The sequence below is a fragment of the Priestia sp. 10L35 genome, from assembly GCF_056395685.1.
Genome location: NZ_JBFTKA010000004.1, coordinates 316,737 through 342,055 on the forward strand (window position 1 = coordinate 316,737; position 25,319 = coordinate 342,055).

Sequence of the window (25,319 nt, forward strand, 5' to 3'; positions counted from 1 at the left end):
GATTCTTTTTGAATAAGGGGGAGTAAATATGAGTTCAGAGCAAAAAACGGATAAAAACAAAGCGCTGAATCGTAAGCAACACTATCAGCTATTCGATTTATCCAAAGATGAAGAACTAAATTCCCTTCCTTCTCCTCAGCAAATTGACGGTGTTTTTGTGCAAGGAGAAGGCTGGAAATTGGACGGTGAATAGTTATTTTAACTCCAGAGCGCCTTTTGCTACATTTCTTTCAAGCATTAATAGTTTCTCTTTTATATGAGTTTGGGAACCAGCATAACCTGTTAAAGCTCCATTTTTTCCAATCACACGGTGACAAGGTAAAATAATAGGCAGTGGATTTCGACGATTCGCTTGTCCCACAGCCCTTACGGCTTTAGAGCGATGAACAGACTCCGCTACATCACTATAAGACCACGTTTGTCCATAAGGTATACCTTTAAGCGTTAACCATACTTCTTTTTGGAAGTCTGTTCCTTTTATATCCAAAGGCAAATCAAATGTTAACGTGCGCCCTTCAGCATAATCCTGCAGCTGTCGCTTTGCTTCTTTCACATGATGATAATTTTCGTCATGGACAAGTTTTTTAAGCTGCTCGTTATGATCATCGCTATCAAACCAAATATGTTGAACCCCTTTTTCCGAGGCTACAATATAAATTTTCAAATCAGAAAATAAATTCATTTCTCCGTAGTACATATTTTTTATCCTTTCTAATTAAGCTGGAAGAATAACATGAAAAGCTGTGCCTTCTCCTATTTTGCTTTCCACTTCAATTCGCCCTTTATGTTCTTCGATAATTTTATATGAGACCATCAAACCGAGTCCCGTTCCTTTTTCTTTTGTCGTATAAAATGGTTCTCCTAAGCGCTTGATGCGCTCTTCGGGCATTCCGTCCCCTTGATCTCGAATGGAGACCGTCACGTAGTGCGGCTCTGTAGAGTAAACTTCAACAATAATTCTTCCTCCGTTTGACGTGACTTCAATTGCATTTTTAATGACATTTATTAGTACTTGCTTAATTTGGTTCGGCTCGCAGTATACCATTGGCAGCTGAGGAGACACACTTAGTTCAAACTGAATATTTTCTAAAAGCGCTTGAGCATTTAATAAATCAATCGTTTCTTTAACAACCCCAGCTAGATTTTTCTTTTCAAACTTTACGGCCTGTGGCTTAGCGAGTACGAGAAACTCTGTAATAATGGTTTCAATTCTTTTTAATTCGGATTTAATAATATCAAAATAAAGAGAGTGATCTTCTTGAATGCTGCTTTCTAACAGCTGCACAAACCCTTTTAAAGCTGTCATCGGGTTGCGGATTTCATGCGCAATCCCAGCTGCTAACTGGCCGACTACTTGAAGCGTATCCGATTTTCGAATCTGCTCTTGCATTTGATTTCGTTCCGTTACGTCTCTTAAAAGCGTCATATATAGACCTGGCAAGATATCTTTTTTCGTGGAAAATTCGATATTTTTAACTTTTTCGTTCCCCGTAACGTACGTAATCTCTCCTTCTGCTTCCCCTTTTTGCTCAATCGTTTCTTTATGCTCAATGACCGCATCTAAATTCGCTGAAGAAATAAAATCCTCCATGGAGTGCGCACAAATCTCCTCTTTGCTGAGTTCTAGAATATCACAAAGAGAAGAATTTACATCAATAATATTTCGCTTGCCGTCCCATAAAACTAACCCATCGATCGAACCATTAAAAATCTGTCTGAATTTCTCTTCGTTATTCCGAAGCTCCTGTTCGATTTTTGTACGTTCACTGATGTTTCGAAAAATCGTTAAATGGTCTCCTTCTATAATGCCTTTTTTCCCTGTGAATTCCAACTGCTTGATTTCTCCATTTGGCATGTAAAAAGGAAGCTGATTACGAATTTCTCCTTTTGTTTGAAACGTTTGGAGCACCTTTAACGCACTAAAGCTTTTTGTATCGATAAACGTATACAAATTGCTTCCAATTAATTTGTTTAACGGCAGCTCAAATGTACGCGAAGAAGCAAGATTAGCGTTCAAGATTTCACCATCATCTCTCCAAATCAAGATCGCTTCAATCGCATTTTCAAAAATAGCCCTGAAATTTTTTTCGCTTCTCAACAGCTGCTGCTCCATCAGCCGTTTTTCCGTCACGTCTCTCATAATGGACATATAGTATTGACTGTATATATTAGCCGTTGTGGTAAATTCAAAAAAAGTAACGTCTCCATTTTCGAGCCTGATCGGTAGCTCACCGCTTGTCTTTCCTTCTTGATGCAGAGTTCTCCATAATTTTTTCACCTTATAATGATAAGTAGGTTCTACAAGCTCTTCTAATGTTTTGGTTAGAAGCTGTGCTCTTGTATAATTTAATCTTTCGCAAAATGAAGGGTTCGCGTCGATAAGCTGACCCGTGCGATCAAAAATGACAATTCCGTCTACCGCTTCATTAAATACATCCATAAACATATGATGACTAATAAACCGTTCATTTTCCATTATTTTGTGCTGCGTAATATCCCGAAATGTACACACAATAATGCCCGACATGTGACTATGTTTGTGTGAAGTAAATTCAACATGTTTCATCATGCCGCTTCGAAGCGTCATCGCGCCTTCATATTTGAAATAGCTTTCTTCTAAGAGTGCTGGATAATACGCTTCAATCATGTCATACGGAAAATACATCAGAAAATCTTTCATTTGATAGGTTAATAGCTCATCCTTTGTTTTTTCAAACAGCCCGCAGGCTGATTCATTTGCATTTATAACTTGAAAATACTCATCAAATACGACAATGGCATCTAATACGTCATTAAAAATAGCTCGTAGCTGCTGTAATTCACCTTGCTGCTTTTGCTCAGCTTCAGATGTTAATTCTCTGTGTGGTGACATGCTCATTGCTCCTTTCTTTTGCACTTCCCATTTCCCCACCTTTTATCTATAGACTTAGTATTCTACAAGATTTGCTTTTTACCTTTTTAAAATTAGCCACGTTTATTCAAAATGCGACATTTCTTCACATTCTCCCGCTATTTAAAAATGAAGCATGAATAAAAGAGGCTGAGACATAACAAAATGAATCCGATCTAAAGACGAACAAATGAGATGCATGAGCTAGCTGAACCGCTTGTGACACCGCAGTTGATTTCCGTGCAAGACTCCGCTTTCCGCGGGCGGACGGTGAGCCTCCTCGTCGCTTCCGCTCCTGCGGAGTCTCATCTATTCCGCTTTTCCCGCAGGAGTCTTCGCCTTGCCCTCCAATCAACTGCTAGAAGGAATGAAACAGCTAAAACCTATGCTCAACATAACAAAGAAAACGAACCGTGAATCAAACATGTTGATTCACGGTTCGTTTTTCACTTCGACTAAAATGCGTTTGTCACAGCCTCATCGATCATTCACTACAATATAAGTGGCTTGAATAGGTCCATGCACACCAACGACTAAATTCATTTCAATATCAGCTGAATTGCTCGGTCCCGTAATAAAGTTAATGCAAGAAGCAATCGTTTCTCCTCGCTCTACTTTTTCATGAATCATTTCAGCGGCTTGTGTCATGCGAGGAACAATTGAGCTTTGAGGAATGATTGCAATATAAGTGGCGGGCAGCAAACTGACCGATCGTCCTTTTTCAGCGCTGCTGAACAAAACAACTGTGCCGGATTCCGCTAGCGTCAAATCACTGAAGGTAATGCCAACATTTGCTTGTTCAGCTAGTTTAATATTCTCATCGCCTTTTGCAGAATTCCATACATGAAGGCTACTGCTTGTTTCCCATTTCTCCATCAGCAGATTCAATCCATATTCGGAAAACCTAGGATCATCCCACGTGCTCACAAGACCATTTCCATAGTTCGCTACGGCTTCCTCAAGGACAGCTGGCAAGTGTTGTGATGATGTTTCTACATAGCGAGTATGAATACGTTCGCAATGGTTTTCAAGCTCTTTCTTTAATTGATCCGGCGAATAGCTGCGGTAAACCTTATGCTGAGGAGCATGCTTCCATTGTGGCCTTACTACGCCGTTTGTTCGCCTGCTTCTCTTAAGATTAGCAGCAATATTGTCTAAAAAACTGTCTCTATTTTGAATGCTTCCGTTCATCATTATCACTCCTTTTATCAAACCAATCTCGTAAGCGCTCTTTTGTAGGCGCTGGAAACTCTCTGCTTTCCGTCCACGCTTTTAATGGACCAGGCCCTTTGGAAATACTGCTTCCTGACATAAAAGGAGTAAGAGCTGCCGGTGCTACTTTAGCGCCCACTGTATATAGAGAAGAAGAAGCTGCTCCCAAGCCAAATGCTTTCATCGCCAGCTTTTCCGAAATAGGTGCTTTTCCTTCTTTTTCCACAATTCGCTGACGGTGCTTGTGCAATAGCTCATGCAGCGGAATTTTGACCGGACAGGCATCTGTACAGGCTGCGCATAGCGTTGAGGCATATGGAAGCTCTTTGTAATCTTCATAGCCTCCAAGCAAAGGAGATAATACAGCTCCAATCGGACCTGAATAAATAGATCCATATGAATGTCCTCCAATATGGCGATACACGGGACATACATTCACACATGCCGCACAGCGAATACACTGTAAAACAGATTGAAACTCAGTTCCTAAAATCGCAGATCGTCCGTTATCTACAATCACTAGGTGAAATTCTTCCGGTCCGTCTACTTCCCCTGGAAGTCTAGGTCCCGTAAGTGCCGTTACGTAACTTGTAAGCCGCTGACCTACTGCACTTCTAGTTAACAGGCTTACCAACACTTCAAATTCTTCAAATGTTGGCACAATTCGTTCCATTCCCATCACCGTAATCTGCGTTTTAGGGAGGGCGGTCGTTAGCCTTGCATTTCCTTCATTGGTAACAAGTGAAATAGATCCAGATTCTGCAATCGCAAAATTACATCCCGTGATGCCAATATCCGCTGATAAAAATTCTTTTCTCAGCATTTCCCGGGCATGAAGGGCTAGTTCTTCAGGTTTTTCTGTTTTTTTATAAGAAAGCTTTTCCTGAAATACATCTCTAATTTGTTCTTTATTTTTATGAAGTGCAGGAGCTACGATATGAGAAGGCGGATCGTGATCATCTACTTGCAGAATATATTCTCCTAAGTCCGTTTCAATAACTTCGCAGCCCAGTTCTTCTAATGCAGCGTTCATATGAATTTCTTCTGTAACCATTGACTTGGATTTAACCACTTTCTTTGCCTGTTTTTGCCTCGCTACATTTTTTATGTACTCATTCGCTTCTTCAGCTGTTTGAGCGAAAAAAACGTGGCCTCCGCGTTTAGCCACATTATCAGTGAGCTGTTCTAAATAGTAATCTAAATTTTCAAGCGTATGCTGACGAATTTCTTCCCCAAGCGCTCGCCATTCTTCCCAGTTTCCTAACTCTTCTGCCGCATCTAATCTACGGCTTCTTAAGCGCTCTTGAGCACCTGAAACCGCAAAGCGCATAAACGCATTATTGACTCCATCATCAACACGTTTTTTAAACTGATCGTTTCCTATTTTCATAGACATTTGGTATTCTCCTTTCTTTACATTCTGCTATTTAACACTTCAGCGATATGCATCACTTTTACGGGCTGTCCTTTTCGTTCAATTCTTCCTCCAATATTCATAAGACAGCCGCAGTCGGCTCCAATTAAGTACTCTGCGTTTGTCTTAGCTATACAGCCCACTTTTTCATCGACCATTTGTTCGGAGATTTGCCCCATTTTAACCGAAAACGTCCCGCCGAATCCGCAGCAGTTATGACTGTTTTCAAGGTTTTCCATTTCAAGACCCTTTACATTGTTTAATAGTGTAAAAGGTTCTTTTTTTACGTTTAGCAAACGCGTCATATGACAGGAAGAATGATAAGTGGCTTTACCATTTAAACTGGCTCCCACGTCTTCAACTTTTAAAACATTTACAATAAAATCCGTTAGCTCATACGTTTTATCAGCAAGCTTCACGGCAGGTTCATGCCATGCAACATCACCTTCAAAAAGATGAGGATACTCTTTGAACATTGTCACGCACGATCCAGACGGAGATACAACGTATTCTGCATGCTCAAACGCTTTTATCATGTTTTTCATCGCTTCTTTTGATTCTTTTACGTAACCGCTGTTATACGCAGGCTGCCCGCAGCAAACTTGGCTCTTTGGAAAATCCACTTCGCATCCTAATCGTTCTAACAATTCTACCGTCGCTTTTCCTACATTTGTTTGAAACATATCAATCAAACATGTCGCAAATAAAGATACTTTCATCATTTGCTCCCTCCAAGCTGATCATTTTACTTCTTTTAGTTAACAGGTCATCAGATGACTTAATGCTATTATACTCCTATGTTTTTCTAATTTCACTAGTTTTTCAAAAATACCTTTCTTTGTTTGCTATCTTTTTTCATAAAAAATAGGAAATCGAGACATAACTGAATCATTTCAATCTAAAGACAAACAAATCGGATAAATGATTTAATTTGGATTACTTGTTAGAGCGCGGTTGATTTCCGGGCAACTGCTAGAAGAAACGAAACATGTGAAACCTACGTTTGCCATAACATTAAAAAAATCTGACCGGTGAAGATTCTCTATCAAGAATCTTCACCGGTCAGATCTTCCTTTAACTAAACTACTTTTGTCTTAGCTTCTTACTTATTTATTTCCAAAAATCATCAAATACTGTGATTGGTAATTGGCGTTTATGCTGCGTTTTTAAGAAGTGACCTTCAATGACGTTACTTGCATGTTCACCTACATCTTTGCCTTCTAAATAATCGTCGATTTGCTCATACGTTACGCCGAGCGCTTCTTCATCCGGAAGCTGTGGACGATCTTCTTCCAAATCAGCCGTTGGTTTTTTCATATATAGATGCTCAGGACAGCCTAATTCTTTTAGCATTTGTTTTCCTTGTCGCTTGTTCAGACGGAAGATAGGTACTAAGTCAGCTCCTCCATCACCGAATTTTGTATAAAACCCTGTAACAGCTTCAGCAGAGTGATCCGTTCCGAGTACGACTCCGCTGTACATGCCCGCTACCGTATATTGCGCAATCATTCGTTCACGTGCTTTTACATTTCCTTTGTTGAAGTCGGAAACTTTATCATCTGCCGCTTCTTCAACAGCAGAAAGCATCGCATCTACTGCTGGTTTTACGTTAATAGAAATAGATTTTGTTGGTTGAATAAAAGCAAGTGCATCTTGACAGTCTGCTTCATCTGCTTGCACACCGTATGGAAGACGAACAGCAATAAACTGATAGCGCTCTTCTCCGGCCTCTTCGTTCAACTCATTAACCGCTAGCTGCGCCAGCTTTCCCGTTAACGTAGAATCTTGGCCGCCGGAAATACCTAGTACAAACGAACGTAAAAAAGGATATTTGTTCATGTAGGATTTCAGAAAATCAACGCTGCGGCGAATTTCTTCCACGGGATTAATTTCTTTTTGGACGTGCATTTCTTCAATAATTTGCTTTTGTAGCTCTTTCATAAAAAAACTCTCCTCTCATTACTAGCTGACGGAATCTACACAAGTACGGTATCAGATAGTAACTTGCTTCTAGTCTCTTCAATATTTTGCATTTTGTTATCCCAGCAGTTTGTACTCAAGTCTACCGGATACTCTGTAGGACGAAATACATCTTCGTTCGATTTTGTAATGACTTTGTAGTCATCCCATAGATGCTTTAAGTTTTGTAAGCAGTAGGCTCTCATTTCTTCAATGGTAGGCTGCTCGTACACAAGCTTTCCCTGCGCAAAGATTGGCTGGTGAATTTTACGTGCGTTAAAGTTCGTGACAAACTTGCTGACGTGTGTATGAATCGGATGAAACATTTTTAAATGCTGCTCTTCATTCGGCACTTCGTCTTGCATCGTAATATAATCACCTTCCCATTTGTGGTTCACTTGATTTACAATTCGGTATACCTCTTTTAAACCAGGAGTGGAAATTTTCTCTGGATTTTCTGACAGCTTAATCGTATCCACCATGTTTCCATGATCATCTTCAATCGAAACCAGTTTGTACACCGCTCCTAGCGCAGGCTGATCAAAAGATGTCATGAGTTTTGTTCCAATTCCCCATCCATCAATTTTGGCACCTTGCGCTTTCAAATCTAGAATGCTGTACTCATCGAGATCATTCGAAGCAAAAATTTTCACATCATGATAGCCAGCTTCATCCAGCATTTTTCTTGCTTCTTGAGAAAGATATGGAAGTCTTCCGCTATCTAATCGAATACCGATAAAATTAATGCGATCTCCCATTTCTTTTGCTACTTTAATAGCATTGGGAATACCTGATTTTAACGTATTATATGTATCTACTAAAAAGATACAGTTACGGTGTGATTCCGCATACTTTTTAAACGCGCTGTACTCATCACGATAGACTTGAACAAGCGCATGAGCGTGAGTACCGGACACAGGAATTCCAAATACTTTCCCCGCTCTGACATTACTGGTTGCATCAAAGCCTCCAATATAAGCAGCTCTCGCTCCGTAAAATGCAGCGTCCATCTCGTGTGCTCTTCTTGAGCCAAATTCCATAAGCTGATTCGTACCCGTATGCTCATATAAATTATCTTCTCCCGCGGCTAGGCGAATACGCGATGCTTTTGTCGCAATCAGCGGGTGGAAATTTAAAATATTTAAAAGCGGCGTTTCAATAAGCTGCGCTTCCGCTAAAGGAGCGTCAATTTGCAGCATCGGTTCGTTAGCAAAAATCATTTCGCCTTCTACAACCGAACGAACATTACCGCTAAAGCGAACTTGCTTTAAATAGTCGATAAACTCCGCTTCATAATGCAATTCTTCATATAAATAATCTAAGTCCGTTTCGCTAAACCTAAAATTAGCAATAAAATCAATTACTCTTTCTAGCCCGGCAAACACAGCATAACCGCTTTCAAACGGCATCCGACGAAAGTAAGCTTCGAATACAGAACGGCGTTTATGAATATGGTCTTTAAAATACGTATGTGCCATATTCAGTTCATATAAATCTGTATGCAAAGCTAAACTATCATCTCTATATTGCTTTTTCATACTTTGTAACCCTCCATTTGACAATCCTAGTTTCTATTATGTAAATCTTTTCACAATAGAGCAAGCATAAATTATCGGAAGGTGCTTGAATTTTAGTTTTTCTGTTATTTGGTGCACACTTTTCTACCTGAAATGGCATTATTTTTCTTCTGGTATGTATTTCATTAACACGTGTTCAACATTATCAAGATGACTCATCATAAAATGCTGAGCATCTTCTGCATGCTGAGAAAGAATAGCTTCATAAATTTGCTGATGCTCTTTATAAATCCGTTCAGCTGTTTTTTCTTCCGCATAAAGCCAGATGCGTCTTGTCTCTTTCATCGTTTCAATCATCATTTCTGATACGTTATTCATAAGCTTCACTAAAAGAGGGTTTTGCGATGCTTTGGCAATGGCTAAATGAAAAGCAAAATCTGCTTTCTCTCCCAGCTCTTCATTGCCAAACGCTCCTTTCATTTGTTCCAGGCTATCGGACAGCTGGTTAAGATCCGCATCCGTTCGCTTTTGAGCTGCCGCTCGAACAGCCCCAATTTCTAATACTTTTCTCACTTCAAGCAAATGTTCAATATCATTTTTATTCATTAATACAGCGCTAGTTACAGGCAAAGACAGCATATCAGAGTTAAATTCGCGTACAAATGTGCCTTCTCCTTGCTTCATCTCCAGCAGCCCCATCGCCCGCAAAGCGCTAAGAGCTTCACGAATAGCTGAGCGCCCTACCTGAAAGTTTTCTGCGAGCTGCTGCACTGAATCCAAACGGTCACCAGGCTTTAAACTGCCTTCTTTTATATTCTCAAGAAGCGTTTCGGCTACTTCTTCATATATTTTTTTTGGCTTAATTCGCTTATATTCCACGTTTTCCACCTCATTTTTTTCGTTCACCAAGGTTTACATTAACCGAGACTCTTTCTTCTTTTACGTTTCTGTTACATTTTACCGAAATCCTTTCCCCTCCACAACAAAAGTGGCAAGGTATTTATACTTTATTTCTCAAATGTGCTAAAATAGTAAATTGATTTCATATTACGAGTTAAAAGGAGCTTTTTGAATGAACATTGTTGTCAGTACATTGAATGCGAAGTATATCCATACTTCTTTAGCCCTTCGATGTTTAAAAGCCTATGCAGAGCCTGACTATAAAGTGGATATGGCCGAATATACGATTAAAGATCCTGCTATGAACATTGTCACGGATTTATATAAACGCAACCCAGATATTATTGGTTTCAGCTGTTATATTTGGAATATTGAAGAAACGATTAAAGTCGCCCAAATGCTAAAAAAGATCAATCCCGAGCTCATCATTATATTCGGTGGACCAGAAGTAACCTATGATGTAACTCACTGGCTAGAGCGTATTCCTGAAGCTGACTTTATCGCTATTGGTGAAGGAGAAGAAACATTCAAGCAGCTGTTGGACGAACTTCACGGAGAGCGTAAGTTTGAAAACGTAAGCGGCGTGGCTTTCCGAAAAGAAGGAAAACCAGTTGTAAACCCGCAGCGCAATAAAATTGATCTGCGCGAAATGCCTTCTCCTTTCCGTTTTGAAGAAGACCGCCAAGAACTTTCAAAACGCGTTGTATATATTGAAACAAGCCGCGGCTGTCCGTTTAGCTGTCAGTTCTGTCTCTCTTCTATTGAAGTAGGCGTTCGTTATTTCGATAGAGAAAAGGTAAAAGAAGATATTCGCTATTTGATGGATAACGGAGCGCGCACGATTAAGTTCGTAGACCGCACGTTCAACATCAGCCGCAGCTACGCCATGGAAATGTTCCAATTTTTAATTGATGAACATCGTGAAGGCACCGTATTTCAATTTGAAATTACTGCCGATATTATGCGCCCAGAAGTTATTCAGTTCTTAAACGATCATGCGCCAAAAGGATTATTCCGCTTTGAAATTGGTGTTCAATCTACAAATGATGCTGTTAATGAACTAGTCAAACGCAAACAAAACTTTAAAAAGTTAACGCGTACCGTAACAATGGTGAAAGAAGGCGGAAAGATCGATCAGCATTTAGATTTAATCGCGGGACTGCCAGACGAAGATTATAACTCATTTAAGAATACGTTTAATGATGTATTTGCACTTCGCCCTGAAGAGCTTCAGCTAGGCTTTTTAAAAATGCTTCGCGGCACTGGCTTACGCTTAAGTGCGCCTCGCTATAATTATCAATACATGGATCAGTCGCCTTATGAGATTTTAAGCAATAACGTCTTGCCATTTTCAGATGTCGTACGTATTAAACATGTAGAAGATATTTTAGAAAAGTTTTGGAATGACCATCGAATGGATGAGACAATAGAGTTTTTAGTTGAGCACTGCTATAATACACCTTTTGATTTCTTCCAAAACTTCGGGACGTATTGGGATGAAATGGGCTGGGTTCGAATCGGCCATCAGCTTGAAGATTTATTCAGACGCCTTAGACAGTACATTGAAACAGAGAATTTTTCAAATGAAGAAATGATTGAAGGGTTTATGAAAATTGATTATTTACAAAACCAAAAGCATAAGCCTCGTAAACCTTGGTGGGACGATAAAGTAGAAAAACAAGTCCGCTCTCATTACTATCAGCAAATGCTTGCTAATCCTTCTATTATGGGACAGGCTTTTGAAGCTGAACAGCTTGCTGAAAAAGAATTATACAAGCACACTGTTTTAGAGATTCTGCCATTTGACTATATGTATTATAAACAAACGGGAAAAATAAATGAACAACCATCTGTTCTTCTTGCTTATTATGATCAAAAAGCAAATGATACAAAACTTTATTCGGCACCTGTAGAGGCATTTGGCCTTCCAGTTGTAAGCTAAAACCTCGGATAACCGAGGTTTTTTTCTTTAACATTCTTTTTTCTTTTCATGCTCTTTATCAGACTTTGTCTTTCCTAGGGATTCATATATTTTAGCTGCGTTGGGATCGCCCATTTCCGCTCCAAACTCTTCTTGCAGTAATTGTTTTTGCTTCGCTTCAGTGCTTGCGATATGCTTATTTTGTTGTTTATGTTTGCTCATTGTTACTTACCTTGCTTTCCTTTTTTGGAATTACGATTCGCGCCTTTAGCCGGCTCCTCGCCGCCAGCATATTCAGCAGCAAATTCTGCATCTGAAAGGCTCTCTTTTGGTGTATTATTGTTAGTCAGTGCTGATTTGTACCCTACTTTACGCTTTGCCATCATCTATCCCTCCTATGCTTGGAAGTCCATTGAACTTCCTTTTCTTAGAATGCACTTTCTGATGCGTAATATAAGCAGAAAAAGCTGTAAAAAAGCGGTTGAAACATAACGAAATTACTTTAATCTAAAGACAAACAAATGGGATAAATGAGTTCATCTGAACCGCTTGTGACACCGCTGTTGATTTCCGTGCAAGGCTTCGCTTTCCGCGGGCGGTCGGTGAGTCTCCTCGTCGCTTATGCTCCTGCGGGGTCTCACCTGTTCCACTTTTCCCGCAGGAGTCTTCGCCATGCCCTCCAATCAACAGCTGGAAGCAGGTAAAAATATGAGACCTATGTTTACCATCATAAAAAAATCCGAACGAGCTTGATTAAGAATTAAGCTCGTTCGGATCCTTCTTCAACTAACATATTTTTACCTCAGCCTCTTTTATCCAATAATAATACGTTCTTTCGGATAGTGATAATCCGGTCCAGACGTTGGACGGCGAAGCATTAAAATAAATGAAAACATGCCGATTCGGCCAATGAACATTAAAATCATAATAACGCATTTACCGATATCAGAAAGCCCTCCTGTAATTCCCATTGATAAACCTGTTGTCCCGAAAGCTGAACACACTTCAAAAATAAGCTCAATGAGAGAAAAATGTTCTGTAATACTTAAAATAAGAAGAGAACTCGAGCAAATGATTACGGCTAACATCGATACAGCTACTGATTTAATAATGTCGTCTTCATGAATTTCGCGGCGAAAGATTTTAATCGTCTTATTTCCTCTGACGTAATAAAACAGGAAAAGAATATTTAATGCAAACGTCGTCGTACGAATTCCTCCCCCTACTGAGCTCGGTGAAGCACCGATAAACATCATCGCACTCATCATAATTAACGTAGGAAGTGAAAACTCATTAATATTCATGGTCGCCACTCCTCCACTCCTTGTGGCAGCGGATTGGAAAAACGCATAAAAAAACGATTCATCCCAAGACTTATCTGCTAGAAATCCTGAATGCTCTAGCACAAGAATCAAGATTGTTCCCCCTGCTAACAGCAGAAAAAACATAATGGTCGTTAGCTTCGTAAATAGCGAAAATTGAAATTTACGCTTATCTTTAAATGTTAAAAAATAGTGCTTAATTTCAATTAATACAGGGAATCCAATCGCTCCAAGCGTAATTAAAATAACGGTTACCACTTGGACAAAATAATCATGGGCATACGGAATAAATGAAGATCCTGTAATATCGAAGCCAGCATTTGTTGTAGCGCTGACAGAAGCAAAGAAACCATGCAAAAACGCATCTGTCCAGCTCGAATAATAACGGAGAAAATGTAATCCTAAAACAATGGCGCCAACTAGTTCAATGGCAAAAATAATAAATAAAATATTTCTCATCAAGTCAACTAATCCTGATAAGCGGGATTGGTTATGGTCTGTCATAATGAGCTGACGTTCCTTTAAACCGATTTTTTTACCCAAAATCATCCAGATAAATGTACTGAGTGTCATTACACCAATACCACCGATTTGAAAAATAAAAGCGAGCAAAAAATAGCCCGTCGTACTAAATGTATCCGGAGTAGAGACAGGTGTCAGCCCTGTTACACTTACCGCACTAACGGCAATAAATAAGCGATCAATAAATGCTAACTTCACTCCCGGCTTTAAAGCTTCTGGAATACTAAGTAATAGAAATCCAAGCGTAACAGCCACTATGTAAAATGTAACAATAATTTGAGCTGAAGACATCTGCCTTACTCGTCGTTTCCATGGTTGCGGCATAATCTGACATTCCTTTTTGTTATAATACTAATAGTTTTCTTCTTTCTTCTCAAAGCATACTCATTGTTACATGGATTGCAATATCCATGTAAAAAATCCCATGTTCAAGAAGGTGACTACATTAGTATAAAAGAAGTCACCTCACTTGTCATTAGATATCATATATTCCAGCAGCCCGCATAAAGAACCGTCAATCAATATTGTCTGTTTACAAAAAAAACGAGGTTGAGACATAATTAAATGAATCCAATCTAAAGACGAACAAATGGGATCCATGAGCTGAACCGCTTGTGACACCGCTGTTGATTTCCGTGCAAGACTTCGCCTTGCCCTCCAATCAACAACTAGAAGCAACTATATATTTGAAACCTACGTTTACCATAACAAAAAAACGAACCACTAATATCAGTGGTTCGTTTTTCACTTCGGCTAAAATACTTTTGTCCCAGCCGCGTCTTTATTTTATTTAGAGCGTTTTTCTAGCCAATCGCCGATTGAAGGATATGTTTCCTTCACTGCTTTTGGACCAAATACAACAGATACGTGACCTGTTTGCAACAATTTGTACTCTTTATCTTCACTTGAAACAGCGTCCATTAAAGCTGCCACTTGATGCGGCATCGCAATATGATCACGGCTAGCAGCAATGTTTAAAATATTAGCTTTAATATTTTTTAAATCTACTTTGCGTCCGCGAACTTCAAGTTCACCATTGATTAATTTATTTTGTTGATAGAAGTCACGAATCCACTGACGATAAGCTTCACCAGCAAATGGGATTCCGTCAGCAACCCACTTTTGCATTAGCTTCCAGCTTTCAACAAACCGCTGATTTTCCGAACGGTCCACCAACGTTACATACGGGCCGTAGAAATTCGTGATTGGCTTTAACATCTTGTTTCCAAAGTCAATCATCTCTGGAGGGATGTTTCCGAATGTATCTACTGCTTTATCTAAATTAAAGTAGCGATCGTCTAGGAATGCTCCGTATAAACCTGTATCGGAAAAATCAAATGGACTTGTCATAAAAATTAAGTTTTTAATCGGCAAGTCTTCATTTAATGCAGCAAAAATAGATGTCATAGTTCCGCCCATGCAGTAACCAAGAACAGACAAATCAGGAGATTTAGAAGTGCGCAGCACCTTTTTCGCTGCTTTTGGAATATAATCTACAATATAATCATCTAGCTTCATATTGCTGTCTTCAAGCCCAGGAGTTCCCCAGTCAAGCAAATACACGTCAAAACCGCGGTTCAATAAGTATTCAACAAGGCTGTTTCCAGGTGTTAAATCCAAAATATACGGTTTATTGATCAATGCATATACGAGTAAGATTGGTGTTTTATGCAGGTTATCTTTTACTGGCGTATAGCGGTATAATTTCGCTTTGTTCTTTTTCCAAATAACCTCTTTTGGTGTTAATCCAACTTCCGGTTCCGCTTCTGTTGTCATAATTTCATATGCACGCTTAAAACGTCTTGCAGAACTTTTATATTCACTTGGCATTGATTTGATTAATTTTTCCCACTCTTGCACGTAAGGAATTGCCACGAATATACACACCCTTTCATTCCATTAGTAGTTAGTTAACAAGCACAGCCCCGACAAAAGTCAGGGCCAGCATTTATTACATGTATAAGCCGCCGTTAATGTTTAACTGTTGTCCTGTAATGTACGCGCCGTCTTTTGCTAAGTAAACAACTCCACGTGCAATTTCTTCAGCGTGGCCTAAGCGACGAGTTGGGATTTTTGCTACAACTTTTGCACGAACTTCTTCCGGCATTGCCATTACCATTTCCGTTTCAATAAATCCTGGGCAAATTGCATTAACTGTTACGCCTGACTTAGCTAGCTCAAGAGCTAATGATTTAGTGAATCCTAGCATACCTGCTTTAGCAGCTGAGTAGTTTGTTTGACCAAATCCGCCCGCTTGACCAATAATTGATGAAATATTGATAACACGACCACCTTCAGATTCTAAAAGGTGCGTTAGCGCAGCTGATGTTGTGTTGTATACGCTATGTAAGTTTACATCAATTACTTTTTTCCAATCTTCTTCACCTAACTTCTTGAATGAACGGTCGCGCGTAATTCCAGCGTTGTTTACTAGAATGTCTAATTGACCAAACGCAGCTTTTGTTTCTTCGATTAGGTGTTTTGCTTGATCTACATAAGACACGTCAGCTTGAACCGCAATAGCTTCTCCGCCGTTGTCTTTAATTTCTTTTACGATTGCTTCTGCAGATTCTTTACTGCTGTTATAGTTTACTGCTACTTTTACTCCATTAGAAGCAAGCTCACGTGTAATTGCTGCCCCGATACCTTTAGATCCGCCTGTTACGATTGCTACTTTACCTTGTAATGTTGTCATGAAAAATTTCCCCCTTGCTTCTTCAGCTATGATTTTTACTGTAAATACAGCAGTTAATGTTGTTATAAAATCCCCTATACCTTACTTGCGAGCTGGCTGCTCAGTTTTTTGAGCGTTTGATGGTTTTGCTTCAGATTTAGCTTCTGCCTTTGGCTTTTCAGCTAATTTTTCTTGTTTTTCTAACAGCTGAGCCTGAAGCTGCTCACCTTGAGTTTTAATTTGTTTTTGAATAGTTTCTTTTAACTCGTCTTGTGTTTTTTGCTGCCCTTCAAGAAGAGATAAAACTTTGTCGAGTTTTTTGTCTAACGATTTGACATCAGATTTCAGCTTAGTTACATCTTTTTTCAAAGCAGATGCACTTTCTTGCTGTGCTTCTAATTCATCAAAACGATCGTCAAATTGCTCTTCTAATAATTCTACTTTTTCTTCCACATTGATGACTAATGACGCAACGTTTGCTACATCTTCTTTTGTTGGTACATTTACTTGGTGCAGATAGCGCCCCGTTACTTCATTTACTGCTTGTTGATATTGAAGGTTCATATTTAGCACATTTCCCATGAGCTGGGAAAATTCTTCACGATTCATATTGTCCCCAATAACTTTACCCCAGTAAGATTCGGTTTTGTCATATACGTCTTTCCATGCTTGAAACGGATCAAATACTTTTTGCTGTTCCAAAACTCCATCTCCTTTCTTGTGTACGTTAAAAGTGATGGCTTTCAATATGGACACTTAATGTGACAAGCGACATATTAGAAGCTCTAAGTAAACGCAACCAATTTTGCGTTTATTTATTGGATAATGTAAATCTTTTCACAATTCACTTACCAACAAATTATAAATGTTATAAAAATTACCTACATGTACTATTATAAATACGTTTTCCAAAATAAACAATTCTAAATCTTTGTTTATTTTTGAATTTTTTTGACGCTTTTTGTCGAAATCCAAAAAATCGTTCTTTTTTCCTGTATTTGAAAGACCTGTTTTAAAGTGTTGACAATTTTTTCATCTAGGTGTAAATTACACATATGGAAAACAAATTCTCTTTTTTCGAAGGGGTGATTACCTTGGGATCAAGTGAAAAAGATAACACCTCTAATTCAAACAACTTAGAAAAATCGATTAGCGGTGCACCAAAAAACTTGATGGTTCCTTTTCTTCTTTTAAGTTTAAGAGGTTGGAATCTACATGGTTACAAGCTCATTCAGCAACTAATGAGCTTTGGATTCACATCAGTTGATCAGGGAAATGTCTACCGCACGCTGAGACAGCTTGAAAAAGACAACTTGATTACATCGCAATGGGATACGTCAGCTGAAGGACCTGCACGCCGGATTTATTCATTAACAGATGCCGGCGAACAATATTTAAGCATGTGGGCTAATTCACTTGAACAGTATCAAAACATGTTAGATTCATTTTTTCACATGTATACCGACATGTTGTTCCCTTTTAGCTCTTCTTCTTCTAAAAAGTCAAAAGAATCAAAAGAGGAAGAAAACGATTAAAGGGATTCACGCAGTACATCTGCGTTTCCTAATATAATGTTAAATTTCACGGTCAACCAGCGAGCGCGGAATGTTAGGTTTATCACACAACTACGAATTTCTTCTTTAACGTTTTGTTCATTACGATAACTGTTCGCCAGACCAAATTATTCAAGGAGGAATTTGATTATGTCAACAGTAAAGTATGATACAGTAATTGATGCAATGTGGGAACAATGGACAAAGGGGTTACAAAACATTGCAGACGGAAACAAACAAATTGAGCAATGGACGTTAAAAGCACTTGAGCAACAGCAAGAATTTGTAACAAAAGCAGTTGAACAACTTCAAGCAACAGACAAACAATGGAAAGCTGAATTAGAAGATCTTCAACAAAAAACAGTTGAAAACTTACGTAAAACAGCTGGAAACGCTGTTGCCGATTCTTATGAAGAATGGACAAACCGCACGCATGAAGCATTAAATAAATTACAAGAGCTTTCTCTTAACCAAAGCAAATCAAGCTATTCTTTAGTAAAGCAAGCTCAAGAACAATATCATCAAGTAGTAACACAATTAGTAGAAGAGCAAAAGAAAACGCGCCAAGAATTCCAACACGTATCTGATGCATACGTAGAACAAGTAAAATCTCTTCAAAAGTCATTTGCTCAGTCTCTTGAGCAATATGCAGTTGTAAAATAATATATAAAAAAGCCCAGCTTCTTTGAAAGCTGGGCTTTTTTATACTTTCTTGCAAACCATTACCAGTATGCAAAATAGGAAACAACAAATAATACAGGTACAGCAGTGAACTGCTGTACCACTAAAAAAGGAGATGACTAATCATGGCTAGAACAAATAAACTATTAACACCAGGTGTAGAACAATTTTTAGATCAATATAAATATGAAATCGCTCAAGAATTTGGGGTAACTCTAGGTTCTGACACTGCTGCACGCAGCAACGGTTCAGTAGGCGGAGAAATCACAAAACGCTTGGTGCAACAAGCTCAAGCTCACTTAAGCGGCAGCACACAAAAATAAAACATAACTTCATAACATGGCTAAAAAAAGGCACCTGCGCGTGCCTTTTTCTTACATAATATAGTCTTTTAAATACACGTAGTCCCCCGCTAATATAATAACCATCGCGATAATATATTTACGGTTTCTTTCAATTGTTTTCCGGCTCACTTTGACATGTTTTTCAATCAAGCGAATAGGAAGCTGCCGCTTTAAAAACAGCTTATCTTTTAATTCTTTTTCATTGACGATAAATGATGCAACTTCGACTGCATTTCCCCTTGCATCCTTATGTTTAGGAGACGTCTCGATAATGTCTTCAAGAGTTAATTTAAACAATTTTAGCGCCTGACAAAAATAAGTCATTTCCTCTTGAATATATGAAGTTTCACTTTGCCTTTTATAGGTAGAAAGCGATATATCCCTTTCTACCTTGCCTTGAATAAAACCTTCATTTTCAATTCGGCTATAGAGCAGCGTTTGATTTCTCTTTTCTTTTCGAATATAGTCAATTACTCTTCTTTTAATAATAAGTTCCGCAAATGCAAGAAGAGATCGTCCTTTTTGGATTGTGTAATTTTCAATGGCTTCATTAAATGCAATCAGACCAATGCTAAATTCATCGTCAGCTTCACTTATATAACGTTTACATACAGCTGAAACAACTTTAGCAATAAACGGTTTATATTGTTGAATCATTTCGTTATGTAATTGTTTATCCCCTTGCTGAATCGTCAGTACAAGCGTTTCAAGCGATGGAGGCGTTTGAACTTTTGTGAGCATTGGCTTCACCTCTTTTACTATACTCAGTTGCTTTATACCATGTTAATATCTATTCTTTTGATGACGAACAGGGTTGAGAAGCGTTCTGCTCCTTTTAATTTCCCTTTATTATAACCCATAATAGCTCAATTTTACCAATTAACATACATTTGAAATATATGTTTATAAACTGAAATAAACTTCATTGAACTGAATTACTCACGGCTGCTTCTGTTCTCTTAAGAATATGAACGAAAAAGCAAAACATTCGGATATAAAATAATTAAACATTAGTTAGTTCTTTTACCCTTTATCTAAACAATCCAAACTAGGTATTTTGTCTTAATATAAAAAACGCGCCTTCAATTAGCATTGAAAGCGCGTTTTTTTATTATTGATTTTCAATTTTTTTTAACGATTCTTTTTCTTTCTCTGAGCCTTCAAGATCAGTTTGTTCTTTATTTTTAGATAGAAACCAGCCTGAAGCTGCTATGCCAAGTAACACAATCCAAAACGTAATTTTCCACACTTTTGATTCAGGGAAATGTTCATTAATAATACCCAACTCCGGATGAGCAAGGGTATACACCGCTAACTTAACTCCTACCCAGCCTACAATAGCAAAAGCCGCCGTTTCCAGGCCTGGGCGCGTATTTAATAGCTTGACGAACCAAGTTGCAGCAAAACGCATAATAATTAATCCCATAATTCCTCCGGCGAAGATCACCAAGAACTGTCCGCCGTCTAGTCCGCCAATTTGAGGAAGATTTGTTGTTGGCAATGTAACGGCGAGAGCCACAGCGGCCAAAATTGAATCAACGGCAAAAGCAATGTCCGCTATTTCTACTTTTAAAACCGTCATCCAGAAACTTGATCCCTTTTTCTCATCTGCTTCTTTCACTTTTTCACGATCGTCTTTTTTCACATATCGCTTCACAATATGATTAATGGAAATGAACAATAAGTAAATGGCTCCTATAGCTTGAAGCTGCCATACGTCGACTAAAAATGAAATCAAGAACAATGAACCAAATCTAAAAATAAAGGCACCGGCTAATCCGTAAAATAATGCCTTCTTGCGTTTTTCTTCCGGTAAATGTTTGACCATAATGGCCATCACAAGAGCATTATCCGCCGCCAAAATTCCTTCTAATGCAACCAGCACTAGCAATACCCATCCATACTCTAACAAAAGTGATGCATCCATAAAAATCCCCTCTCGTTTCTTTGTATAAGTTTATTTATCCTCATTACCGGAATAAAACACAAAAAGACCTTTGCCAAATATGGCAAAGGTCTTGCTAAGCATAATCATTATGCCAACAAAGCCGATGGAATACTCCATGTAATGACGACTTTGTTTCAGGTTTCCCTGACGCTACTCCCCTTTACTCCTTAAGAAGTAAATGTATTAAGTTGTTTTTATTTTACAAAGAGTCCACTAATAAGTCAATTAAAAGCCCTCTAAACTTTTGTTAAGCTTTTGTTAAGCGTTTTAATACATTCAAAAACGTTGCAATATGAATAGGCTTTGTTACGTATTCACTAAAACCGACTAAAAAAGCTTGATCGATATCGCTTTGCATCGCGCTTGCACTCAGGGCGACTCGCGGAATATGCTTCAACTCTTTTTCCAGCTGAAGCTGTGTGCATACCTCAAAACCATTCATATCAGGCAGATCAATATCAATTAAGATTATATCCGGTGAAATAGACCTGATTAGCCCGATGCCATTTTCTCCTGTTTTAGCAATTAAAAGCTTAACGTTTTTATATGGAGAAAGAATCGATTGCATAAGCTCGATATTTGTATCGTTATCCTCAATATACACAATTGAAATTGGCATGGAAAAACCTAAAAACGGCTCGGCTTCTCCTTGATCGGATAATCGTTTAGGAACAGGTGGATGGACTATGGGAAAACGCACCCAAAATGTACTGCCTTTGCCTTCTTCACTTCGGACTCCGCACGTTCCATTCATTAATACAACAAGCTGTTTTACAAGCGCCAACCCAATTCCTGTTCCGTCTTTTTCTAGTCTATTTACACGGTAGAAAGGCTCAAAAATCCGATTTAATTCTGAAGCTGGAATTCCAAAGCCCTTATCTTCAATCGATATAGTTACGTGATGCTGAGTGATGTCAGTATAGATAGTGATATCGCGATAAGCGGGCGAGTATTTAATGGCGTTTGTAAGCAGATTTAATAAGATCTGCTGAAACCGAAGTTCATCTACTTCAACAAAGACTTCTTGGTATGCGTGAAAGCGAGTATAAAGTATACTATGCTTATTTTTTGCTAGTGGTTTCATAATTTTAAGCGCGTCTTCAATTGCCTCTTTTACCGACACCGGTTCAAGATTAATCGCTAAGTGACCTGATTCAATTTTCGATAAATCAAGCGTTTCATTTATCAAATAAAGAAGATGATTACCAGCTTTTAAAATTTTTCGTATACGATTCAATTGTTTTTCTGTTAAATCTTTTTCCCCTTGCTCTTCCAATATCTGTGCATAACCTAAAATACTGTTTAAAGGCGTACGAAGCTCATGGCTTACTTTTGATAAAAATTCAGACTTGGCTTGATTTGCTTTTTCGGCTTCTTCTTTTGCTACAATCATTTGCTGATTGGAATGAAGCAAATCTTGTTCTTGTTCCTGCTGTTTTGTAATATCATAAAATGTGACAACTACGCCCTTATAATATTTGCTTTCTTGAAGAGGTTCAGCATTCACCGAAATCCAAGTCAACTTTTTCTCATTTAAATAAATGCCCATAACCGTGTTTCGTACAGGTTCTTTTGTATGAAGACATCGAACAGATGGAATGTCTTCCAGTGCAAAAGCTGTTCCATCAGGATGAATAATTTCCCAGTCTAAACCAAAGGGGTTAACCGATAACATTTGGTCGTAAGGCACGTTTAGAATTTTAGCAGCGTAGGCATTGGCAGCAATTAGATTTCCTTCAAGGTCATGAAACACTACACCTTCTGACATTGTAGAGAGAACGGAGCGATACATGCTTTCACTTTTAGCCAGCTTTTCTCTTGCTTCGTGAAGATCAGTGATATCTACTATAGAACCAATAACTTCTTGTACTTCTCCTTTGTAGATATGAGGTATTAACTTCGTATAGTAAGCAAAGTCGTTCATAAGTACTTCATAAGACACTTTCTCTCCCGCCCATGCTTTCTCATAGTATCTCTTATTTTCTTTCGCGTAAGATTCAGGCAAAAATTCTTCAAGTGTTTTACCAACAACATCTATTTCCTCATATCCCATTTCACGAACCATTTTTCCTTCGCACATGGTATGGATATACCCTTTATCGTTTTTCACAAATTTAAAAATAGCGCCATCTTGCTGTGAAAGCGTGCGTTTTAAATCTTCTTGTAAATCCAACAGCTGCTGTTGAGCCTTTTTTCGGTCTGTCACATCTTTGGCGATGACGTAACTGCCTTTAATTTGACCATGAACAATAATAGGCATTTGCGTTACTTCAACATATACAGGCTGATTATCTTTGCGAATGAGCGTTGCCTCATAATAAACAGAGTCTCCGTTCAGAGATTTCCACATATATTCTTCAGCTTGTTCAGCTTCTCTAAACATATAAGGAAACGGAATTTTCTCCATTTGATGCAACGTGTATCCCGTTAGCTCGATTCCTTTTGGATTAATCGTTTGAATATTGCCGTACAAATCAACCGCACACACAATATTAGGATTGTAGTTAAAAAGAGATTGATAATACTCTTCTTTTAATTGACTCTCCCTCACTTCTTCCTGACGCTTAAAAGCAGCAACGAGCAGGAAGACAATGAGTAGCGTAATTGTAATACTTGCAATAATATTGGAAAATGGCGCTTGATACGGCAGCCACTGCCCCCATTTTCTAGCAACTGAGTGTGCAATATGCAGCTTCATTCCATACATACTGATGAAATGCATAACTGAAATTCCAATGCCCAGTAAAATAGAGCTAACAAGTTTAAGAAAGGGATTAGCTTTCACGCTTTTCGAGCGAAAAAACAAGTGCATCGCATAAAATGCAACGACCAGGGCGATGATGATGGAAAGCAAAACAGATAGCAGAGCATAATGAATGCGTGCTTCTGTTTCGATTGCTGCCATGGCAATGTAATGCGTACCCAGAATACTGCTTCCTAAAATAAGCCCTGACCATACCGACGTGCGCCATTTCCAGAAGGTCCAAAACGCAACTAATGATCCGCTAATCGCTATTATTAAAGCAAGGACAGAAAGTACAGCATCAAAATGAAAGCTAACAGGAACATAATAAGCAAGCATAGCAATATAATGCATCGCCCCCACTCCAAGCCCCATTGAAATTGCTGACAGCGTAAGCCACAAATAATTGTTCCGCTGTTTTTTTATCATTTTGCTCATAATATCAAGTGCTGTATAAGAGGCAAGAATCCCTACAATGACAGCAAGAAATACGGTAAATTCATTATAGTGACCAGTAATTGAAATCATTTGCTTTCCTTTCAATTTAACGTTACTTCTTCTATCTAACTCTTCTTATAAGAACTATATTACGATCATTTGCTCCGAAAGCAGACACATGAAATAGACGAAACTTGCATAAGCTTCGTCCTTTCATCAACATAGCTATTTTAGAAGCAGCAGCATCTCTTAATTGGTCATTAACTGATGCAGCTGTTTTTGAACGTCTTGGATTTTTAATTTTGAGATATGAGCATATTCATCAATTTCTAAGAAATAAACAAGATATGTTTCATTTTTTGGTGTGATGTGCGAAACTTTCTGTAAATTCACGATATAAGACCGGTGTGTTTGACTAAATACAGAAGGGTTCAAATACATATAGATATCACTAATATTTTCATATGTCTCATAGACACGTGATTGAGTATAGATCAAACATTTTTTTCCGGATTTTTCAATAAAAATAATTTGATCAATTGGAATGTAGTAAGTAGATCCATTAAATTTTACAGGCAGCCTTTTTAATTGCTGACCTGGCTTTTTCGACTGATTTTCATCAATTCCAATGGAGTTTTTTGCCCGCTCTAACGCCATATAAAGCCTGGTTTTTTCAATCGGTTTTACGATGTAATCCAATGCTGACAGCTCAAATGCCTTCACAGCAAATTCATCGTAACCGGTGATAAAAATGAAGTTTAAATTCGGCTTAATTCGCAGGCACTTTTTTATGGCATCTACACCGTTAATCGTAGGCATATTAATGTCTACGAGCAAAAGGTCTGGACTCTTGGCCATCACTTCCTGTACAAGCTGCTCTCCGTCTTTGCAGATGCTAATCACTTCAAATTCCGGAAGCTGTTCTATAAAATAATCTAAAATTTCAACCGAATCTTCGTTATCATCGGCAATAATTAAGTTAATTTTGTTCATCCTGACTCCCCCTAGGATACAATGTTAAAGTATAGTACGAACTATTGCCCATTCTGTTTTATGCATGTCTACACATCGTTATAGTGTTTTTATGTTGAGATGAATGATCTACACGGACGCTAATCGTTAATGAACACACAACGATTGTTCATGGGGAATATTGCAATAATTGTAGGTTTTCTAGAAGAAGACATAAAAACCGTTTATCTATTATCATTTATTTTCCTAACAATGATTTAATACCCTTTTTATAATCTGTAAATCAGCATGTCAAAATCTTTATTTAAC

General features: G+C 38.4%; 25 protein-coding genes and 1 riboswitch. Of the genes, 5 read left to right on the forward strand and 20 right to left on the reverse strand.

All coding sequences use genetic code 11. The features are described 5' to 3' along the window. The first annotated feature begins 28 nt into the window (after nucleotides 1-28). Nucleotides 29-193 (forward strand): hypothetical protein, encoded by a 165-nt coding sequence (locus AC1DEF_RS17215; protein WP_013082215.1) that lies wholly within the window; start codon nucleotides 29-31, stop codon nucleotides 191-193. Here AC1DEF_RS17215 and AC1DEF_RS17220 read toward each other — a convergent pair whose 3' ends face one another. The 9 genes from AC1DEF_RS17220 to AC1DEF_RS17260 all read right to left on the reverse strand — a co-directional run bounded on the left by AC1DEF_RS17220 (nucleotide 194) and on the right by AC1DEF_RS17260 (nucleotide 9,871). Next, complete coding sequence (locus AC1DEF_RS17220) at nucleotides 194-697, reverse strand: methylated-DNA--[protein]-cysteine S-methyltransferase (protein ID WP_097824028.1); 504 nt, start codon at nucleotides 695-697, stop codon at nucleotides 194-196. An 18-nt stretch (nucleotides 698-715) separates the two neighbouring features. Beyond that, on the reverse strand, nucleotides 716-2,872 hold the full coding sequence (locus AC1DEF_RS17225) for a PAS domain S-box protein (protein WP_377569181.1): 2,157 nt from the start codon (nucleotides 2,870-2,872) through the stop codon (nucleotides 716-718). 124 nt (nucleotides 2,873-2,996) lie between these two features. Then, nucleotides 2,997-3,245 carry a hypothetical protein gene (locus AC1DEF_RS17230; protein WP_477727457.1) on the reverse strand — a complete coding sequence of 83 codons (249 nt, stop codon included), beginning with the start codon at nucleotides 3,243-3,245 and terminating at the stop codon, nucleotides 2,997-2,999. Nucleotides 3,246-3,367: 122 nt separating this feature from the next. After that, nucleotides 3,368-4,081 carry a LutC/YkgG family protein gene (locus AC1DEF_RS17235; protein WP_318331133.1) on the reverse strand — a complete coding sequence of 238 codons (714 nt, stop codon included), beginning with the start codon at nucleotides 4,079-4,081 and terminating at the stop codon, nucleotides 3,368-3,370. Continuing rightward, nucleotides 4,059-5,498, reverse strand: coding sequence for a LutB/LldF family L-lactate oxidation iron-sulfur protein (locus tag AC1DEF_RS17240; RefSeq protein ID WP_318331098.1), 1,440 nt, complete (start codon nucleotides 5,496-5,498; stop codon nucleotides 4,059-4,061). The genes AC1DEF_RS17235 and AC1DEF_RS17240 overlap by 23 nt, the downstream gene beginning before the upstream one ends. A 17-nt stretch (nucleotides 5,499-5,515) precedes the next feature. Further along, nucleotides 5,516-6,235, reverse strand: a complete 720-nt coding sequence (locus tag AC1DEF_RS17245) for a (Fe-S)-binding protein (protein ID WP_477727515.1) — start codon at nucleotides 6,233-6,235, stop codon at nucleotides 5,516-5,518. A 391-nt stretch (nucleotides 6,236-6,626) separates the two neighbouring features. After that, on the reverse strand, nucleotides 6,627-7,457 hold the full coding sequence (gene nadE / locus AC1DEF_RS17250) for an ammonia-dependent NAD(+) synthetase (RefSeq protein WP_013082209.1): 831 nt from the start codon (nucleotides 7,455-7,457) through the stop codon (nucleotides 6,627-6,629). Between the two features lie 35 nt (nucleotides 7,458-7,492). Next, complete coding sequence (locus AC1DEF_RS17255) at nucleotides 7,493-9,013, reverse strand: nicotinate phosphoribosyltransferase (RefSeq protein ID WP_318331097.1); 1,521 nt, start codon at nucleotides 9,011-9,013, stop codon at nucleotides 7,493-7,495. A 138-nt stretch (nucleotides 9,014-9,151) separates the two neighbouring features. Then, complete coding sequence (locus AC1DEF_RS17260) at nucleotides 9,152-9,871, reverse strand: FadR/GntR family transcriptional regulator (protein WP_014461089.1); 720 nt, start codon at nucleotides 9,869-9,871, stop codon at nucleotides 9,152-9,154. A gap of 193 nt (nucleotides 9,872-10,064) precedes the next feature. Here AC1DEF_RS17260 and AC1DEF_RS17265 point away from each other — a divergent pair, with 193 nt between their 5' ends. Continuing rightward, entirely contained in the window at nucleotides 10,065-11,834 is a 1,770-nt protein-coding gene (locus AC1DEF_RS17265) for a B12-binding domain-containing radical SAM protein (protein ID WP_318331096.1), read from the forward strand. A 27-nt stretch (nucleotides 11,835-11,861) separates the two neighbouring features. Here the strand turns inward: AC1DEF_RS17265 and AC1DEF_RS17270 are convergent, their stop codons facing one another. The 7 genes from AC1DEF_RS17270 to phaR form a co-directional block, all read right to left on the reverse strand. Next, nucleotides 11,862-12,035 (reverse strand): hypothetical protein, encoded by a 174-nt coding sequence (locus AC1DEF_RS17270; RefSeq protein ID WP_164797379.1) that lies wholly within the window; start codon nucleotides 12,033-12,035, stop codon nucleotides 11,862-11,864. Nucleotides 12,036-12,037: 2 nt separating this feature from the next. Beyond that, the gene (locus AC1DEF_RS17275) at nucleotides 12,038-12,199 is read right to left on the reverse strand and encodes a hypothetical protein (RefSeq protein WP_013055942.1); all 162 of its coding nucleotides are present in this window, start codon (nucleotides 12,197-12,199) and stop codon (nucleotides 12,038-12,040) included. Between the two features lie 121 nt (nucleotides 12,200-12,320). After that, a complete protein-coding gene (locus AC1DEF_RS17280) occupies nucleotides 12,321-12,500 on the reverse strand; it encodes a hypothetical protein (protein ID WP_141425876.1) in 180 nt (59 codons plus the stop codon). A gap of 125 nt (nucleotides 12,501-12,625) precedes the next feature. Next, entirely contained in the window at nucleotides 12,626-13,981 is a 1,356-nt protein-coding gene (locus AC1DEF_RS17285) for a TrkH family potassium uptake protein (protein WP_043979693.1), read from the reverse strand. Nucleotides 13,982-14,443: 462 nt separating this feature from the next. Continuing rightward, the gene (locus AC1DEF_RS17290) at nucleotides 14,444-15,532 is read right to left on the reverse strand and encodes a class III poly(R)-hydroxyalkanoic acid synthase subunit PhaC (protein WP_013055939.1); all 1,089 of its coding nucleotides are present in this window, start codon (nucleotides 15,530-15,532) and stop codon (nucleotides 14,444-14,446) included. Nucleotides 15,533-15,608: 76 nt separating this feature from the next. Next, nucleotides 15,609-16,352, reverse strand: coding sequence for an acetoacetyl-CoA reductase (gene phbB / locus AC1DEF_RS17295; RefSeq protein ID WP_014461095.1), 744 nt, complete (start codon nucleotides 16,350-16,352; stop codon nucleotides 15,609-15,611). 81 nt (nucleotides 16,353-16,433) lie between these two features. Beyond that, nucleotides 16,434-17,033 (reverse strand): polyhydroxyalkanoic acid synthase subunit PhaR, encoded by a 600-nt coding sequence (gene phaR, locus AC1DEF_RS17300; RefSeq protein WP_013055937.1) that lies wholly within the window; start codon nucleotides 17,031-17,033, stop codon nucleotides 16,434-16,436. Nucleotides 17,034-17,386: 353 nt separating this feature from the next. Between phaR and phaQ the strand changes: the two genes are divergently transcribed. The 3 genes from phaQ to AC1DEF_RS17315 all read left to right on the forward strand — a co-directional run bounded on the left by phaQ (nucleotide 17,387) and on the right by AC1DEF_RS17315 (nucleotide 18,888). Continuing rightward, nucleotides 17,387-17,866, forward strand: a complete 480-nt coding sequence (gene phaQ, locus AC1DEF_RS17305; RefSeq protein WP_013082201.1) for a poly-beta-hydroxybutyrate-responsive repressor — start codon at nucleotides 17,387-17,389, stop codon at nucleotides 17,864-17,866. 168 nt (nucleotides 17,867-18,034) lie between these two features. Then, nucleotides 18,035-18,547 (forward strand): polyhydroxyalkanoic acid inclusion protein PhaP, encoded by a 513-nt coding sequence (gene phaP, locus AC1DEF_RS17310; RefSeq protein ID WP_014461097.1) that lies wholly within the window; start codon nucleotides 18,035-18,037, stop codon nucleotides 18,545-18,547. Nucleotides 18,548-18,690: 143 nt separating this feature from the next. After that, nucleotides 18,691-18,888 (forward strand): alpha/beta-type small acid-soluble spore protein, encoded by a 198-nt coding sequence (locus AC1DEF_RS17315; RefSeq protein WP_013055933.1) that lies wholly within the window; start codon nucleotides 18,691-18,693, stop codon nucleotides 18,886-18,888. A gap of 51 nt (nucleotides 18,889-18,939) precedes the next feature. Here AC1DEF_RS17315 and sigI read toward each other — a convergent pair whose 3' ends face one another. From sigI to AC1DEF_RS17335, 4 genes are all read right to left on the reverse strand, one after another. Next, nucleotides 18,940-19,650: an RNA polymerase sigma factor SigI gene (gene sigI / locus AC1DEF_RS17320; protein ID WP_477727458.1), complete on the reverse strand. Its 711-nt coding sequence runs from the start codon at nucleotides 19,648-19,650 to the stop codon at nucleotides 18,940-18,942. 370 nt (nucleotides 19,651-20,020) lie between these two features. Next, complete coding sequence (locus AC1DEF_RS17325; protein ID WP_043979698.1) at nucleotides 20,021-20,836, reverse strand: TerC family protein; 816 nt, start codon at nucleotides 20,834-20,836, stop codon at nucleotides 20,021-20,023. A gap of 96 nt (nucleotides 20,837-20,932) precedes the next feature. After that, nucleotides 20,933-21,028, reverse strand: a riboswitch (yybP-ykoY riboswitch). A gap of 76 nt (nucleotides 21,029-21,104) precedes the next feature. Continuing rightward, nucleotides 21,105-24,143 (reverse strand): PAS domain S-box protein, encoded by a 3,039-nt coding sequence (locus tag AC1DEF_RS17330; RefSeq protein ID WP_477727459.1) that lies wholly within the window; start codon nucleotides 24,141-24,143, stop codon nucleotides 21,105-21,107. 144 nt (nucleotides 24,144-24,287) lie between these two features. Then, nucleotides 24,288-25,031, reverse strand: a complete 744-nt coding sequence (locus AC1DEF_RS17335; RefSeq protein WP_318331094.1) for a LytR/AlgR family response regulator transcription factor — start codon at nucleotides 25,029-25,031, stop codon at nucleotides 24,288-24,290. Between the last annotated feature and the right edge of the window lie 288 nt (nucleotides 25,032-25,319).